This is a genomic window from Aquirufa sp. ROCK-SH2 (genome assembly GCF_054558315.1).
The window spans coordinates 370,013-387,289 of the sequence record NZ_JBPXKB010000001.1 but is presented as its reverse complement, the minus strand read 5'-3'; the positions used below and the strand labels follow the sequence as shown (position 1 = coordinate 387,289).

Here is a 17,277-nt window from a genome sequence, read left to right as displayed (position 1 = left end):
GCCGCAAGTAATGGTTCTTGTGGTTTTGTTTCAATCAAAAAGTCGGAAACTTTTAGCTTCCGACTTTTTTGTTTTTTATACCAATTGAAATAAAATTTCAGATTTCATCAATCCATTTGAATCAATTGATTTATAACGAACAGGTTGAATTGTATTAACGAATAATGGATCATACGGCACAGAAACTCGGATATAATTTTCGGAAAAACCTTCCATCATTCCATTTTCTACAGCTTCTTCAAACAAGACTTGGCCTTTCTTTTCAATTTGAGTCGAATAAAATGCTCTTTTCTTTTTTTCAGAAAGTATGTGTAACATTTTAGAACGTTCCGTTTTTTCTCTACCATGAACCTTAGGTTGAATATCAACAGCATAGGTATTGGGGCGTTCTGAATAAGGAAACACGTGCAAATAGGAAATATCCAATTGATTAATAAAATCAAAAGTTTCTAAAAACAATTCATGCGTTTCCCCTGGATGCCCCACAATTACATCAACACCTATGCAAGCATTTGGCATCAATTGTTTAATTTTCAACACTTTATCAGCATACAATTCACGTTGATAACGCCTTTTCATTAACCTTAAAACAGTATTAGACCCTGATTGCAAAGGAATATGAAAATGTGGGACAAATTTTTGACTAGAAACCAAAAATTCAATCATTTCATTCGTCAACAAATTGGGTTCAATCGAGGAAATCCGAAAACGATGTACATCATTTTGATGCTCAATTGCTTTGACCAAATCAAAAAAAGTTTCATTTCGTTTCCCTTCTTGAATACCAAAATCACCAATATTAACCCCTGTTAAAACAATTTCCTTTACTCCATTTGAGCCAATTTCATGAATCAGTGGTAATATTTCAGCAATTTTACCAGATCTACTTTGTCCACGAGCAAGCGGAATTGTACAATAGGAACAAGGATAATCGCAGCCATCTTGCACTTTCAAAAATGTTCTTGTTCGGTCATTCAACGAATAGGAAGCATGATAATCCAAATCATATCGAATTTCAGAAGCAATGATTTTAGGATGTTGCTCAGAGGGATTTTCCAAATAAGGCTGAATCAATTCTGGCAATTTAAATTTTTCATTCGCCCCCAACACTAAATCAACGCCCGGAATTTCCAAAATCTCTTCTGGCTTTAATTGGGCATAACATCCAATAATCGTCACAACAGCATTGGGATTGATTTTTTTTGCTTCTCGAACTACTTTTTTACACTTTTTATCAGCATGATCAGTCACACTACACGTATTAATCACGAACAAATCAGGAGATTCTGAAAACTCAACGCGCGAAAAACCCATAGGCTCTAAAGAACGAGCAATGGCACTTGACTCAGCAAAATTTAGTTTACAACCCAGCGTATAAAATGCAACCTTATTCATGTAAATATATTAGCCCACAAAGGTAATAAAAATGCATGTAAGGAGCGAATGTGATTGAGAAATAGGTAGGAGAGGATGTATGATGTAAGAGGTAAGAGGTAAGAGGTAAGAGGTAAGAGGTAAGAGGTAAGAGGTAAGAGGTAAAAGGTAAAAGGTAATAGGTAATAGGTAATAGGTCCCGATGGCTGAGCGGAGTCGAAGCCAGAGGGTGTAAAAAATAGAAGATGGCGGACTGTAGCCGAGATCTATTAAAACCGGTGGCTGAGGCACTCGAAGCCAAACAAAAAATGGCGAGTAAACTCGCCATTTTCAATCATTGTATATAAATGCAAAATTAATACTGAGCCGTTTTAACAGTTGTAATAATACGTGCAGCTACTTTGTAAGGATCTGCAGCTGAATTTGGACGGCGATCTTCTAACCAACCTTTCCATCCTTTTTGAACTGTTACGATAGGGATACGAATCGATGCACCACGATCCGAAACTCCATAAGAGAATTGATCAATCGATTGAGTTTCATGCTTACCAGTTAATCTTAAATGATTATCTGCTCCATAAACCTCGATATGTTCTTGTACTACTGGTGCAAAAGCACTACAAATTGCATCATAAGTTCCTTTTTCTCCACAAGTACGTAAAGCAGTGTTTGAGAAATTAGCATGCATACCAGAACCATTCCAATCTAAATCGCCAAGAGGCTTACAATGCCAATTGATAGAAACACCATATTTCTCACCTAAGCGCTCTAATAAATAACGAGCCACCCAAATTTGATCTCCAGCTTCTTTGGCACCTTTAGCGAAAATTTGGAATTCCCACTGACCTGCAGCAACCTCTGCATTAATTCCTTCTACATTTAAACCTGCTTCTAAACAAATATCTAAATGTTCTTCAACTAGATCTCTGCCGAACGCATTTTTTGCGCCAACTGAACAATAATAAGGGCCTTGTGGCGCTGGATAACCGTTCGAAGGAAAACCTAATGGCTTATTAGTTTCTGGATCCCAAAGAAAATACTCTTGCTCAAAACCAAACCAAAAATCATTATCATCATCTTCGATAGTCGCACGACCATTTGAAACGTGAGGAGTACCATCTGAATTAAGCACTTCACACATCACCAAGAAAGCATTTTTACGTGCTGGATCTGGACAGATATAAACTGGCTTCAACAAACAATCTGATGATCCACCCAAAGCTTGTTCTGTAGAAGATCCATCAAAACTCCACATATCACAATCTTCCAATTTACCACTGAAATTGTTTTCAATTTTTGTTTTAGAACGTAAACTCTGAGTAGGCTTGTAACCATCTAGCCAAATATACTCTAATTTAGATTTTGCCATGATTTTAAACTTAATTTAAATGAAAAAATACTTTTTGGGCGATATTTGACACAAATTTAAACCTCTTTTTATAAAAAACAACAAAAAAATAAATAAAATATAAAAAAATACAACCTGAGCACTCATGTATTAACAAAAACTTGATTTATGATTATTATCATATTTAACTAATAATAAGGTGAGAATCCGTTTCAAATTAATCATATAATGACTATTTTTACATAATCAATCTTAAAATTCAAACATGGCAATAACACGTTTTAAAGCATTAGAACTAGCGCAGAGTAGATCCAATGCAACTGTAAAAATTCCAACTGAAAAAGTTTCTGATTATTATGGAAGTATGACATTCAGTGATGAAGTTATGAGATCATTATTATCTCCAGAGGCTTACTTGAAAATCAATACAGCTATTCAAACTGGTTCTAAAATTGATCGTGACGCAGCTGATGAAGTAGCAGCTGCAATGAAATCTTGGGCAATATCCAAAGGCGCAACGCACTACACCCACTGGTTTCAACCATTAACTGGAACTACAGCAGAAAAACATGATTCCTTTTTTGACATAGATTTAAGTACGGGAAAAGCCGTTGAAAAATTCAAAGGCTCCGCTTTAGTACAACAAGAGCCAGATGCTTCATCTTTTCCAAATGGTGGAATTCGTTCTACCTTTGAGGCAAGAGGTTATACAGGTTGGGATCCATCATCGCCAGCTTTTATTATGGAAAATGCTGCTGGAACTGCCACATTGTGTATTCCATCCGTTTTCGTTTCATATACGGGCGAAGCTTTAGATTATAAAACTCCTTTATTAAAGTCAATTGAATTAATTGATAAAGCTGCTACAGCTGTTATCAAAGACTATTTCAACAGAGATGTCAATAAAGTAATTCCAACTGTTGGTATCGAACAAGAATATTTTATTGTTGATGAGGCATTGCATAATGCTCGTCCGGATTTAATGATGGCTGGAAGATCTGTTTTTGGTCATGCTCCTGCAAAAGGTCAACAATTAGAAGATCATTATTTCGGTTCTATCCCAAATCGCGTGAATGCATTCATGGTCGATTTTGAAATAGAGGCATTGAAATTAGGTATGCCAGTTAGAACTCGTCACAATGAAGTTGCACCTGCACAATTTGAAGTAGCACCTACATTTGAAGAAGCCAATTTAGCTTGTGATCACAATGCTTTATTGATGGACTTAATGTCGAAAGTGGCTAGCAAACACAAATTAAAAGTCCTTTTCCATGAAAAACCATTTGCAGGTATCAATGGATCAGGAAAACATAATAACTGGGCTTTGGCAACTGATACGGGTATTAACTTATTAGGACCTTCATCCAAGCCAAAGGAAAATTTACGCTTTTTAACATTTTTTGTAAACGTTCTAAAAGCGGTTCATGATAATGCAGATTTACTACGTGCTTCAATTGCATCAGCAGGAAATGAACATCGTTTAGGTGCCAATGAGGCTCCACCTGCCATTGTTTCAGCTTTCTTAGGGTCTACCATGAATCAAGTCTTGGATGATTTGGAAAACATGAAAGACATTGAAGAATTTCAATTGGAAAAAGGTGATAACGTTTATTTAAAATTAGGGATCAATAAAATACCATCATTGATTTTAGATAATACAGACAGAAATAGAACATCTCCATTTGCTTTTACAGGTAACAAATTCGAGTTCCGTGCTGTTGGCTCATCTGCTAATTCTGCTGCTCCAATGACCATCCTAAATACAATTGTAGCCAATCAATTAATTATCTTTAGAAAAGAAGTAGATGCTATTTTGGAAAAAGGAGTGAAGAAAGAATTGGCGATCATGGATGTATTGAAGAAATATGTCAAAGAATCCAAGAAAATTCGTTTTGAAGGAAATGGTTATTCTGACGAATGGGTCCAAGAAGCAGCCAAAAGAGGTTTATCTAATTTAAAATCAACTCCAGAAGCACTTGCGGTTTATACAAGACCTGAATCAATTGAATTATTTACCAAATATGGTATCTATTCAAAAGAAGAAATGCATGCGAGATACGAAATTGAATTGGAAAATTACATCAAGAAAATCCAAATTGAATCGCGCGTAATCGGAGATATGGCAATTAATCACGTTGTTTCAACTTCATTGAAATACCAAACTCAATTGGTAGAAAATGTAAAAGGACAAAAAGAAATTGGCATTGACCAACAATATTATGCACCTACGGTGGATATGATTAAAAAGATTTCAGAATATACTTCTAGAATTGTTCGTTTACAGAATGAAATGACAGAAGCAAGAAAAGAAGCCAACAACGTAGATGATTTAGCTGAAAGAGCCGCATTATATGGTTCTAAAGTGAAAGGATTCTTTGATGAAATTCGTTATTCAGTTGATAAACTAGAATTAATCATTGACGATGATGAGTGGCCATTATTGAAATACAGAGAACTATTATTGATCAAATAAATATGAGCCAAAACTCAAAACCAGGATTTTCTCCAGAAGAAATCCAACAATTAAAAGACTTATGTCTTGCTGAAAATCAATCATTTATTCATATCGAAGACGATGATTTTCCAGTTAGTGAAGATAAAGAAATGGTCCACATCCAATTTGTGGGCCATTTTAACAATCAAGAGGTTATTTACGATGCCATAATTAGCACGCTTCAATTACATTACTCTAGTCAAGTTTATGAGGCCGCTGAACAAGAAGCAATCGAACAATTTCCTGAATACGTTCCTTTAGAAAATAGAGACGCTAATTATAAGGAGAATCCAGCTTTAGATGAAGAAGTTGAAATGATCATTTTAGAAATCATTGAAGAATTAGAAGAAAATGGTGAAATAAAAGTTGCTGAATTTATCGAATTAGATGAGAATTTCGAATTTGGTATCGGTTTAGAAGCAGCATTATTGGTTCCAGCCTTGGAAGATGAGGTTATCGCCAACTTTGTTTCAGATTTCAATACAGGAAAACTAAGTTTAGATCCATCTTTGTATTCATTTAATTCTGAAGGAGAAGACGAAGACGAATAAAATGAGTATTGCCGTATTTTACCATCCAAATCCACAGGAAACCCCTTTTTTAAATGAAGAGGAATCGTTTCATGCGACAAAGGTTTTGCGCCTAAAGTCAGGTCAAATTATTCAGATTTTAGATGGAAAAGGTAAAAAGTATCAAGCAGAATTAGAAAATGTTGACTCAAGAAAATCGACATTTTCTAATTTAACCTTGATCAATCATGCAGAAAACCCTCCTTACAAAATTCATTTAATTATTGCGCCTACCAAACAAATGGAAAGGATGGAATGGATGGTTGAAAAATGCACCGAATTTGGTATTCATTCTATTCATTTTATACAATCAAGGTATTCTGAGAGAAAAGAGATTAAATTGAATCGATTAGAAAAAATTGCGATTTCAGCTTTAAAACAATCGAAGAATTTATTTTTAACTGAAATCCATGCAATTCAGCCCATCAAAAGCTTTTATCAACTGAAAACAGATTCATCCAAAGATCAAAAATTGTTTGCTTTCATCACATCAGATCCGATCAAATCGTTGATAAAATCCATCGATGCGAACAAGGAATATTATGTTATGATAGGCCCAGAAGGAGATTTTTCAAAAGAAGAAAGCCAAGAACTTTTGAAAAATGAATGGAAACCCTTTCATTTAGGTAATTCTATTTTAAGAACAGAGACGGCAGGGATTGCTTCTACATTAGCCATTAATTTGTTCCATGAAAAAGATAATTAAATCTCTTTCATTGCTATATTTCTTACTTGTTCTTTCTGTAACGAGTATTTCAGCACAAATTAAAATTGCCAAAATAAAGTACCAAGGTGGGGGAGACTGGTATGCCAATAAAACCTCTTTAACTAATTTAATCAAATTCTGCAATCAACATTTAAAAACTTCTCTTGTTGAAAATCCGGAAGTAGTGGAATTAAGTCAGTCGACATTATTTAATTACCCATTTTTGCATTTAACAGGACATGGAAACATTATTTTTAGCGAATTGGAGGCAAAAAAACTAAGGCAGTATTTAATCGCTGGTGGATTCTTGCATATTGACGATAATTATGGGCTTGATATAGCTATTAGAAGGGAAATGAAAAAAGTTTTTCCTGAATTACAATTCATTGAACTTCCTTATTCCCATCCCATTTATCATCAAAAATTCCAATTCGACAATGGACTACCTAAGATCCATGAACATGACAATAAACCAGCGCAGGGATTTGGTTTGATCTATGAAGGAAGATTAGTTTGTTTTTATTCTTATGAATGCGACTTAGGAAATGGTTGGGAAGATGAAGAAATCTACCATGATTCAGCAGAAAAAAGAGAAAAAGCCTTACAAATGGGGGCTAACATATTACAGTATGCATTTTTAAATCAGTAATTCTGATAAAAATCATAAAAGAAAATGATTCTTTCGGCGATTGTCGGGAATTTATCAATTAAATTTGTACCATCATTTTAACAAATATTTATGCAATTAGTACTTCCTGCGTTCATCATTCATTGGTACGTATCATTATTTAGTCAAACTTTCTTCTTACATCGCTATTCTGCCCATAAAATGTTCATTATGAATAAGTTTTGGGAGAAATTCTTTTACTTTTTAACGTATTTATCGCAAGGTTCTTCCTTTTTAAGTCCAAGAGCTTATGCCATCTTACACAGGATGCACCATGCATTTTCGGATACTCCAAAAGATCCGCATAGCCCTATGTTTTCAAGCAATGTTTTCACTATGATGTGGAAGACAAAAAATATTTACAATGCGGTGTTGAATCGCCAACAAAAAGTGGAAGAACGCTTTGAACATAATTATCCAGTTTCAAAAACCATTGAAAAAATTGGTGATTCATGGATTTCTAGAGTAGGTTGGGGAGTTGCTTATGCATCATTCTATATTGTAGCATACAAATACTTTGATATGCATTGGGCATTTTTCTTTCTATTACCTGTACATTTCTTGATGGGACCGGTACATGGCGCGATTGTCAATTGGTCTGGTCATAAATATGGATACCAAAATTATGATAACCATGATCATTCAAAAAATTCATTGGTTATTGATGTGTTAATGATGGGAGAATTATTCCAAAACAATCACCATAAATTACCTAATCGTGTCAATTTTGCGACACGCTGGTTTGAAATAGATCCAACTTATCCAATGGTTAAATTATTGACTTGGTTGCGCATTATTAAACCTAATGTAAAACCTGCTGATGCTAAGTTTTAATTAAGACTTTCACATAAAAAAAGGGATGAATTAATTTTCATCCCTTTTTTTATGTATACCATCTTATATTTCGTCCATTTCGAATTTTTCTAAATAATCAGATACTCGTTTTAAAAATCCACCGCCCATTGAACCATCCACTACACGATGATCATAAGAATGGGATATAAACATCTTTTGACGAATTTGAATACTATCTCCATCGGGTCCACTGATAACAGCTGGTTTCTTTTCAATTACTCCAAAAGCTAATATTCCGACTTGCGGTTGCACAATAATTGGAGTACCCATTAAATTACCAAAAGAACCAATATTAGAAATGGAATAAGTGCCACCTTCTAAATCGGCTGGCTTAAGTTTGTTATTACGCGCACGATTGGATAAATCATTTACCTTTTGTGTCAATTCCAATAAAGATAATTTATCTACTTCATGAATGACTGGAACAATCAAATTACCATTCGGTAACGCAACTGCCATACCAATATTGATTTGCCTGTGCTGCACAATATAATTCCCTTCTACAGAGATATTCATACCAGGAAAATCGACCAAAGCCTTAGCAGTCGCCATGATTAACAAAGGAGTATAGGTAATCGACTCTTTGTATTTTGCTAAAAAAGTACTTTTTACTTTTTCTCTCCAAGCAACCAAATTGGTCAAATCTGCCTCCAAAAACGAGGTAACGTGCGGTGCAACTCGTTTGGAATCAAGCATACGCTCCGAAATCATTTTGCGCATACGATCCATTTCAATGACTTCATCGCCTGGCAAACGTAAACCAGGACCTTGGCTCAATGTTCCTGAAGAAATCGTATGTTTAGCATTTCGTATTGCAATGTAATTAAGGACATCTTTTTTCGTAATCCTTTGATCTAGACCTGTGCCTTTGATGCCACTTAATTCCCTTTGCGTAACATTTTCCTGCAAACAAATTTGTTTAATCAGCGGAGAAATCCATGGATTAGCCGACTCATCTGCTTCGTAATTTGTGTTCAGGGTTAAATCCGTGAATTTGCTTAAATTATCTTGAACAGGAAATAATTCGGGAGAGAAGGAATTTGAACTAATAGCATCATTTCCACTCTCTGAAGCATCGATTAGGCAAATAGCTTTACCAATCGTTGCTACTTCACCTACCTGAACTAGAATTTTTTGCAGAACGCCAGCCACAGGGCTAGGAACTTCTGTATCAATTTTATCGGTTGCAACTTCTAAGATAAACTCATCCGCTTCAACATAATCACCCGGCTGTTTTAACCAATTTAAAACAGTGGCCTCCATGATACTTTCACCCATTTTGGGCATGATAACTTCTATAACTGCCATGCAATTTTAGATTATGCGTTTAAAATATTTTTCCTCAAAAGATTCATAATAGTAATTGTACTTAAATGAATATTTTGTAGCCTAGTTCCTCCCAGGGTTAATTTCTGCGTTACCGTTCCTTTTTCATTGGCTATTGCAATCCAAACTGTCCCTACAGGTTTTTCTTCTGTTCCTCCATCGGGTCCTGCAATTCCAGAAGTTGCAATGCCATAAGTTGTATTCATTTGCTTGCGAATACCTTCGGCCATTTCAATGATACATTCTTCACTTACGGCTCCAAATTTACTTAAAGTTTCTTCTTTAACCTTTAAAAAATTGATTTTTACTTCATTTGCATACGCCAAAATTCCACCTTTGAAATAGGCCGAACTTCCTGATATCGAAGTAAATTTATGGCCCAAATAACCGCCAGTACAACTTTCTGCCACTGCAATATTGGCTTTATTTTCGATCAATAATTTTCCAATGACAGATTCTAATTCGTCATCCTCAAAACCAAAAACATATTCACCTGCAATGGGTAATAATTTCTGAAACTCAACTTCTATATCTTTTTTAATTACTTGTTCATTATCACCAAAACCAGTCAAACGTAATTTAACAATACCCAAACTTGGTAAATAGGCTAATTTGATATGTTTTGGCAAAGCTAATTCCCAATCTTGAATTAAATCCGACAAGTAAGATTCACCTATACCAACTGTTTTAATGACTTTATGTACAATCTTAGGCGTTTTAAAATGTTTTGCTACTTTAGGAAGTATTATTTTTTCCATCATTGCTTTCATTTCAAAAGGGACACCTGGCATGGAAACCCAAATAACACCCATTTCATTGAACCACATTCCTGGAGCCGTGCCTTGTGCATTTTGAATAAATTCACATTTTCTAGGAAGAAGAGCTTGTGCTTTATTCAAATCAGATAATTCACGACCTCTTTTTTCAAAGAAAATGGTCACATCTTCCAATGCTTGGGGATGCAATTCTAAAGAAGTATTGAAAAATTCACACAAAAGATGTTTGGTCAAATCATCTTTGGTAGGGCCTAAACCACCTGTAATAAATACCAAGTCTGCTCTTTCTTTTGCTTCGGATAAAATCCCTAAAATAGCCTCTTTTGAATCTCCAACAGAGGACTTACGAACCGTCTGAATACCTAATTTATCTAATTCTTGACTAATCCATTGGGTGTTAGTATCCAAAATTTGACCATAAAGAATCTCATCACCAATTGTAATTATTTCTGCGCGAACCATTTAGTTTTCTTACTTTTGTACGAAAATACAATTTATTATCCATAGCACGCGTGTTGCTAAATTGAAAAAAGCATAAAAATTCATGAAACAATCAGAAATAAATTTCAAAATTACTTTAGATGATCAAAACATTCCAGAGCAGATATCTTGGTCGGCTACGGATAATCCCAATGAAGGAATTGAAGAAACGAAAGCGATTTTAGTTGCTACTTGGGATCCCTACCATAAAGGAACTCTAACTTTACCGCTTTGGACGAAAGACATGGAGGTTTTAGATATGAAGCGATTTTTTATTGAAGTTTTAGGCACAGTGGCTGATGCATCCATTCAAGCAACTGGGGATGCCGTTTTTTCAGAAGAAATTGAAAATGTTTGTAGAACATTATCAGCAAATTTGAAAAAAGAGATTGTTGCGGCAGAGCAAGAAGTGAAGAAATGATGTATGATGGTAGATACGCACGGACGTGCGTATAAATACAAGCAAGAAATAATCATGTAGATGCGCACGGCCGTGCGTATAAATACAAGCAAGAAAAAATCATGTAGATGCGCACGGCCGTGCGTATTTAAATAGGTGGGATGTGCGTTTTAAATCGGTAAAAGGAAATAATTTATGAAGCAATTAAGAGTTTTATTTTTAGTGAAAGTTTTGTGTGCTACAGGAATAGTTTCCAATGCACAAAAAGGCATCAACTTTGTAAAAACAGGTAATTTCAATGTGGCTCTAAATTTAGCTAAACAACAGAATAAACTATTATTCATGGAGGTTTATGCCCCAGATTGTCATATTTGCAATTCCTTCAAAGGTACTTTTGCGCAGCCTCAAGTGGGCGCTTTATACAATACAAAATTCGTTAATTTTCAGTTGGATATTCGAAAACAAGAAAATTATCAATTGTTGCAAAAAATGAAATTAAACATCAATGCAACACCTACTTTTATCTTCATAGATCCCAAGACATCAAAAATCATTCAAGCGAAAATTTTTGGTGAAAAAGAAAATTCCATCATCAATGTTAATTCTATTGCACAAAAAGCAATTAACCCAATTGACAATTACTCAACCTTCGCTGGTCGTTTAAAGTCAGGCGATAAAAATCCACAGTTTTTATTGAACTATGCGGAGGTGGCTAGATTGCTTGGTGATACCTTAGCTAATATTAAAGCAATGAATGAATACATTAAATTGCTTCCACAAAGTCAATATACCAGTCAAAATACCTTCAACATCATTCAAAAGGATTTAATGAACAATGACAATCCTTTGTTCGATTATTTTATTTCACATATTTCTTCTTACGAAAAATTTTATGAGCCAGGTTTAGTCAGAATGACTTATGAAAATATTTTTCAAATTACATTAGTATCATCTTTTGCCCAGAAATTAGACCAAAAGGGAATTCAAAAAATAAAGGATCAAATGATTAAAGCGGGAATTGAAAAGAATTCGATTCCAAGAAGAACGTGGATGTTAGAGGCAAGTATATTGTTCAAACAAAAGAAAAATACGCAAGCCATTCAAGTAATCAATCAATTGATTCAAGTTTTACCTAGTGCTCCTGGACCCAAAGAATATCAATTTCTATGCAATTTTGTGAAAGCCAGAACGAAAGACAAAAAGTCTTTACAATACGCTAAAAAACAATGGTGTAAATTTGGATTAGAATAATTTATCTAACAATTGCTCGATAAATCATCACTCCAACACAAAATAAAAATAACAATATTGAAATTTTATTGATGAAGTGCATCGTTCTAATATTAAAATTAGTCGGCGCACCTGGTTTAGGCTTTTGAAATACTCGTACGAAATAAGTAAATACTTCACCCAATTTAAACTGCTCTCTGAAACGACTCATATTTTTCAATATTTAAATTTTTTCACCTAATTAAATCGTACATTTTATACGCACGGCCGTGCGTATCTACCTAATCACATCCGTTTCTACCCAATTACCGTCATCCTTGATCAATTGAATTAATTCATCAACAGCTAAATCGGCTTGAACGGATTTTTTGACTACCTCTTGGCCTCTATACAAGGCTATTTTATCTTTACCAATCCCAACATATCCATAATCGGCATCCGCCATTTCACCCGGGCCATTAACGATACAACCCATAATTCCAATCTTAATACCTTTCAAATGATCTGTCACTTTTCTAATTTTTGCAGTTGTTTCCTGTAAATCAAATAAAGTTCTTCCGCATGAAGGACAAGATATATATTCTGTTTTGGAAATTCTTAAGCGACTAGCTTGTAAAATTCCAAATGCAGTTGAATTTGCAAAGGATAATGCATTTTTAATGGATGTAGGAACACCTAACATGATTCCATCTCCAAGTCCATCTATAAATAATGCCCCAGCATCCGTTGAAGCAAATAATTGTACTTGATCTTCGTTGATATCTTGGTAAGCCAACTGAATTAAAACAGGAATTTTACATTCTTTTTGAATCAACTCAAAAAATGCCCTCCTTAAATCAGCCATACCATGTTTATTGTTGCTATACAATAAAACCACAGCATTTTTCGCACATTTTAATTTTGTAATTACCTCATTCTCAGAGGAAATTTCATCTGCTTTTATGCGAATAAAATTAAGTTCTTCGTGGGGTTGATTTTCCTTACTCCACTCTTCAAAAGTATACAAAGGAAAAATGAATGGATTTCTATTTGAATTCCAAATCTCAGCATTCTGAATTTGTTTCAATCCATTCGGTAACATAAAATCAATAGCTTGATTACCAGAATAAATAAAATCTGCGCCCAAATCATTCATTGCCCATTTGTCAGGCTCTGGCAAATAAAAATGACCAATGGATTTCAGGTCATTCATTTGTATTTCTTTCAAATGAGAAAAATCCGCAATTACTCTTGGCAAAGAACTACCTCCGATGTTTGAAACAGCATCTGTTGTTCTTTTTTGATGAACAAATGGATTGATAGGTGAATCAAAATTTGCCCCTAATTGAGAAACAAATTTTTCGATGGGAGAAGCAAGAACTGCTCTATCTACATATCTTCTTACTAATTGTTGAGCAACTGGAATTTCAAATTCAGGATCTTCTGTTAAGGAAACACGAACGGTATCACCCAAGCCATCTTCTAATAGTGTCCCTATACCCACTGCCGACTTAATTCGACCGTCTTCACCATCTCCAGCCTCTGTAACTCCTAAATGAAGTGGATAGGCCTTAAAATTGCCTTCTACTAATCTTTTACATAATAGTCGATAAGCTTCCACCATCACTTGCGTATTGGAAGCCTTCATAGAAATGACGATGTTGTAATAATTTTCATCCTCACAAATCCTTAAAAACTCCAAGGCTGATTCTACCATTCCAAGCGGAGTGTCACCATATCTACTCAGAATCCGATCAGATAATGAACCATGATTAGTACCAATACGCATCGCTGTACCATATTCTTTACAAATATTCACCAAAGGCAAAAACTTAGCTCTAATCCGCTCTAATTCAGCTTCATAAGAAGCATCGGTATAATCAATAATATCAAATCTCTTTTTATCTGCGTAATTGCCTGGATTTATTCGAACTTTCTCCACAATTCTTGCCGCTAATTCAGCTGCATTGGGAGTAAAATGAATATCAGCAACTAGGGGAGTGGTATAACCTCTTTCTCTTAAACCTTTGCGAATATTTTCTAGATTTTGAGCCTCTTTGACAGATGGTGCAGTAATTCGAACTAATTCACACCCTGCATCAATCATTCGAATTGATTGTTCAATTGAGCCTTGCGTATCCATGGTATCCACAGTTGTCATGGATTGGATTCGAATGGGAAAATCGGAACCCATCATTAAAGAACCAATTTGAACAGGAATGGTCATTCTTCTATGGTACGAAATCAAGGAAGGAGAATAAATTGTTCCCTTAGCAATTAAATGGGATGAATTGGATGATAGCTCTGACATTGGAAAATTTTACTTGCTAACAAAGATAAGTGTAAAATTGTTAAGGGCTATGTAATTTTTCGATGTGAATCCAGTAAAATATTAACTAGACCCACATCGAACTGCATCAAAATATTACCAAGATTTTCTTTTATGTCCAATTTTGGCGTAATAGTAGATAAATAAATAACAGGGAACCATGATTAAATAGGCCAATTGAGAATTGCCCATTTGATCCACAATACTACCATATAAAAGGGGTACTAATGCTCCACCTGAAATCATCATAATAATTAAAGCCGAACCTAATTTGGTAAACTTTCCTAATCCATTGATTGCCAATGGCCATAAAGCTGGCCACATCAAGGCATTTGCAACACCTAATAAAGCCAAAGAAAGCACAGACAAAAAAGCATCAGGTAAAAAAACAGTCCCTAATGAGAATAATACTCCTAAAATAGCTGAATAATTCAAAGCAGTTTGTTGTGAAATTAATTTCGGAATAAATAGAATTCCAACAATGTAACCGAATAACATTCCATATAATGTATATGTAGTAAAAATTTTAGCCTCATCCATTGCAAATCCCCTAGAAACACCATAATTGATGATCGTATCTCCAGCCATAACTTCCACACCCACGTAAAGAAAGAATGCCACTAAACCCAATACTAAATTAGGAAATGCCCAAACACTTGATTTTTCGGTGCTCGAATCTTCTTCAATTTCTTCCGCTTCAACTTCTGGTAAAGTTGAAAAACGAACCAAAAGAGCCAAACCAACTAAAATACCTGTCATAATTAAATAAGGTGTAACCACCACATTTAAATCAACAGTTGCTGCCGTTGCGCTAGACAAAAGAATTCCGCCAAAAATAAACTGACTTAAAATTCCCGCTACTTTATTGCAAATACCCATAAAAGAAATTCGAGTAGCAGCACTTTCACTTGGGCCTAAAATTGTCACATATGGATTTGAAGCTGTTTGCAACAAGGCCAATCCAGTTCCTATCACGAATAATCCCAATAAAAACATTGGATAATTGGCCATTTGAGCAGCAGGAACAAATAATAAAGTACCAACTCCCATAGTTAATAAACCCACCGACATTCCATTTTTAAATCCGGTTTTAGCCAATACCCATGAAGAAGGGATTGCCATGACAAAATAGGAGATGAAAAATGCAGAAGTAACTAAAAGCGATTGAAAATTATTTAAATCGAAAGCATCCTTAAAAAATGCGATTAAAACCGAATTCACCCAAGTAACGAATCCAAAAACGAAAAATAAAATTCCGATAATAATTAAAGGACCACTTGAGTTGTTTGTTTGTTTGTTCATAGTATTTTTTGAATTAATAGTTACTGTTTAGAGCAAAAATAGGTTGATTTGTTTTCCATTTTCCGCGAGTGAAATCAGGAATTTGAATAGGAGCAGAACCTTTTGCAATGGATTCTTCTGAAAGCGGAGAAATAGCAGACCAAGCGGCAGCATCATAAACATCCATTGGAGGAGCCACTTTATTTTTTATCGCTTCGATAAATCCACGAAGAACAAAATAATCGATTCCCCCATGTCCTGCATTTTCAGCATCTGCTGAGTGCTCTTTCCATAATGGGTGATCATATTTTTCTTGGTATGACTTAAAATCTTCCCAACGATGTTTGTTGGGAGAAATTCCATCTAGATATATCGATTTATTATCTTCCGTCCAAATTCCATTCGTTCCTTGAACCCTAAATCCTAATGAATAAGGACGTGGTAAATTGGTATCATGGGTTATTAATATAGTTTCCCCATTGGCACATTTAATCATTGTTTGAACAACATCCCCTAATTTGAATTTCACTTTAGCATTTGGATGTGTTTCCCCTCCTTTTTTTACAATATAATCATGCAAACCCATAGAAGGTGAGGCCATGGAAGTTAGATATAAAAACTGATTTCCTCTGTTAATATTCAACATTTCCGCAACAGGACCCAATCCGTGAGTTGGATATAAATCTCCATTTCTATCAACCGAGTGTTGCGTTCTCCATTTTGCCTCTGAAAATCCTTTCTCTCCAAATTCTACACCGCCACCATACGGATTAATACCATCATTAAACTTCACTTCTCTCAAATCATGTTGATAGCCACATTGTACATGTGAAAGTGTGCCAAACATTCCTTGGCGAACCATATTTAACACAGCAAGCACGTCACGTCGGTAGCAAACATTTTCAAGAATCATGCAATGAGCACCTGTCTTTTCGTGCATATTGACTAAATCCCAAGATTCTTTCAATGTAACCGTTGCAGAAACCTCCACTCCGGCATATTTTCCTTCTTTCATGGTGGCTAATGCCATAGGAACATGCCATTCCCAAGGTGTTGCAATAACAACTCCATCAATATCATCTCTTTTTACTAAATTTTCGAAATCCTTTTCGTTTTTTTGATAAACGGCTGCGGCAGTTCTGCCTTTGGAAGCGATCATTTTTTGTGCACTCGCGATGGCTTTTGGATCTATGTCACAAATGGCAACAATTTCAACATCGGGTCTAAACATAGCCATTTCTAAATGATTTCTGCCTCTAAGACCAACTCCTATGAAACCTAATCGTACTTTTTTTTGTTCTATAGGTTTAGCTTTCAAAATTGTAGGAAATAATGCAGCTGATGAAGTATATAGAAGGGATTTGGAAATAAAATTCCGTCTTTTCATGAGTTAAATATTAGTTTAATGATAAATTAAATTGAAATTTAATTAAAAAACTGAAGTATTTTTGTGTAACAAATAA

General features: G+C 34.9%; 15 protein-coding genes. 7 read left to right on the top strand and 8 right to left on the bottom strand.

The features are described from left to right. Positions 1 to 75: 75 nt before the first annotated feature. Both mtaB and V7S79_RS01680 read right to left on the bottom strand, forming a co-directional pair. Positions 76 to 1,395, bottom strand: a complete 1,320-nt coding sequence (mtaB, locus tag V7S79_RS01685; RefSeq protein WP_459488816.1) for a tRNA (N(6)-L-threonylcarbamoyladenosine(37)-C(2))-methylthiotransferase MtaB — start codon at positions 1,393 to 1,395, stop codon at positions 76 to 78. Between the two features lie 334 nt (positions 1,396 to 1,729). Then, positions 1,730 to 2,743 (bottom strand): glutamine synthetase beta-grasp domain-containing protein, encoded by a 1,014-nt coding sequence (locus V7S79_RS01680; protein ID WP_459488814.1) that lies wholly within the window; start codon positions 2,741 to 2,743, stop codon positions 1,730 to 1,732. A 244-nt stretch (positions 2,744 to 2,987) separates the two neighbouring features. On the opposite strand from V7S79_RS01680, the gene V7S79_RS01675 reads away from it, so the two are divergent. The 5 genes from V7S79_RS01675 to V7S79_RS01655 all read left to right on the top strand — a co-directional run bounded on the left by V7S79_RS01675 (position 2,988) and on the right by V7S79_RS01655 (position 7,992). After that, complete coding sequence (locus V7S79_RS01675; RefSeq protein ID WP_459488812.1) at positions 2,988 to 5,195, top strand: glutamine synthetase III family protein; 2,208 nt, start codon at positions 2,988 to 2,990, stop codon at positions 5,193 to 5,195. A 2-nt stretch (positions 5,196 to 5,197) separates the two neighbouring features. Then, positions 5,198 to 5,767, top strand: a complete 570-nt coding sequence (locus V7S79_RS01670; protein ID WP_459488810.1) for a hypothetical protein — start codon at positions 5,198 to 5,200, stop codon at positions 5,765 to 5,767. 1 nt (position 5,768) lies between these two features. Then, entirely contained in the window at positions 5,769 to 6,491 is a 723-nt protein-coding gene (locus V7S79_RS01665; RefSeq protein ID WP_459488808.1) for an RsmE family RNA methyltransferase, read from the top strand. Beyond that, positions 6,475 to 7,140 (top strand): DUF4159 domain-containing protein, encoded by a 666-nt coding sequence (locus tag V7S79_RS01660; protein WP_459488807.1) that lies wholly within the window; start codon positions 6,475 to 6,477, stop codon positions 7,138 to 7,140. The genes V7S79_RS01665 and V7S79_RS01660 overlap by 17 nt, the downstream gene beginning before the upstream one ends. Positions 7,141 to 7,230: 90 nt before the next feature. Then, on the top strand, positions 7,231 to 7,992 hold the full coding sequence (locus V7S79_RS01655) for an acyl-CoA desaturase (RefSeq protein WP_459488805.1): 762 nt from the start codon (positions 7,231 to 7,233) through the stop codon (positions 7,990 to 7,992). A 63-nt stretch (positions 7,993 to 8,055) separates the two neighbouring features. Here V7S79_RS01655 and V7S79_RS01650 read toward each other — a convergent pair whose 3' ends face one another. Together V7S79_RS01650 and V7S79_RS01645 are read right to left on the bottom strand one after the other, a co-directional pair. Beyond that, the gene (locus V7S79_RS01650; protein WP_459488803.1) at positions 8,056 to 9,321 is read right to left on the bottom strand and encodes a dihydrolipoamide acetyltransferase family protein; all 1,266 of its coding nucleotides are present in this window, start codon (positions 9,319 to 9,321) and stop codon (positions 8,056 to 8,058) included. An 11-nt stretch (positions 9,322 to 9,332) separates the two neighbouring features. After that, positions 9,333 to 10,577, bottom strand: coding sequence for a competence/damage-inducible protein A (locus V7S79_RS01645; RefSeq protein WP_459488802.1), 1,245 nt, complete (start codon positions 10,575 to 10,577; stop codon positions 9,333 to 9,335). A gap of 82 nt (positions 10,578 to 10,659) precedes the next feature. Between V7S79_RS01645 and gldC the strand changes: the two genes are divergently transcribed. Further along, entirely contained in the window at positions 10,660 to 11,016 is a 357-nt protein-coding gene (gldC, locus tag V7S79_RS01640) for a gliding motility protein GldC (RefSeq protein WP_459488800.1), read from the top strand. A 174-nt stretch (positions 11,017 to 11,190) separates the two neighbouring features. Further along, the gene (locus V7S79_RS01635; protein WP_459488798.1) at positions 11,191 to 12,246 is read left to right on the top strand and encodes a thioredoxin family protein; all 1,056 of its coding nucleotides are present in this window, start codon (positions 11,191 to 11,193) and stop codon (positions 12,244 to 12,246) included. Position 12,247: 1 nt separating this feature from the next. Here the strand turns inward: V7S79_RS01635 and V7S79_RS01630 are convergent, their stop codons facing one another. The 4 genes from V7S79_RS01630 to V7S79_RS01615 form a co-directional block, all read right to left on the bottom strand. Then, positions 12,248 to 12,436, bottom strand: coding sequence for a DUF6728 family protein (locus V7S79_RS01630; RefSeq protein WP_459488796.1), 189 nt, complete (start codon positions 12,434 to 12,436; stop codon positions 12,248 to 12,250). Positions 12,437 to 12,502: 66 nt separating this feature from the next. Then, positions 12,503 to 14,515, bottom strand: a complete 2,013-nt coding sequence (gene ispG / locus V7S79_RS01625) for a (E)-4-hydroxy-3-methylbut-2-enyl-diphosphate synthase (RefSeq protein WP_459488794.1) — start codon at positions 14,513 to 14,515, stop codon at positions 12,503 to 12,505. 114 nt (positions 14,516 to 14,629) lie between these two features. Next, positions 14,630 to 15,835 carry a sugar MFS transporter gene (locus V7S79_RS01620; RefSeq protein WP_459488792.1) on the bottom strand — a complete coding sequence of 402 codons (1,206 nt, stop codon included), beginning with the start codon at positions 15,833 to 15,835 and terminating at the stop codon, positions 14,630 to 14,632. Between the two features lie 13 nt (positions 15,836 to 15,848). Continuing rightward, positions 15,849 to 17,201 (bottom strand): Gfo/Idh/MocA family protein, encoded by a 1,353-nt coding sequence (locus V7S79_RS01615; RefSeq protein ID WP_459488790.1) that lies wholly within the window; start codon positions 17,199 to 17,201, stop codon positions 15,849 to 15,851. Positions 17,202 to 17,277: the final 76 nt, after the last annotated feature.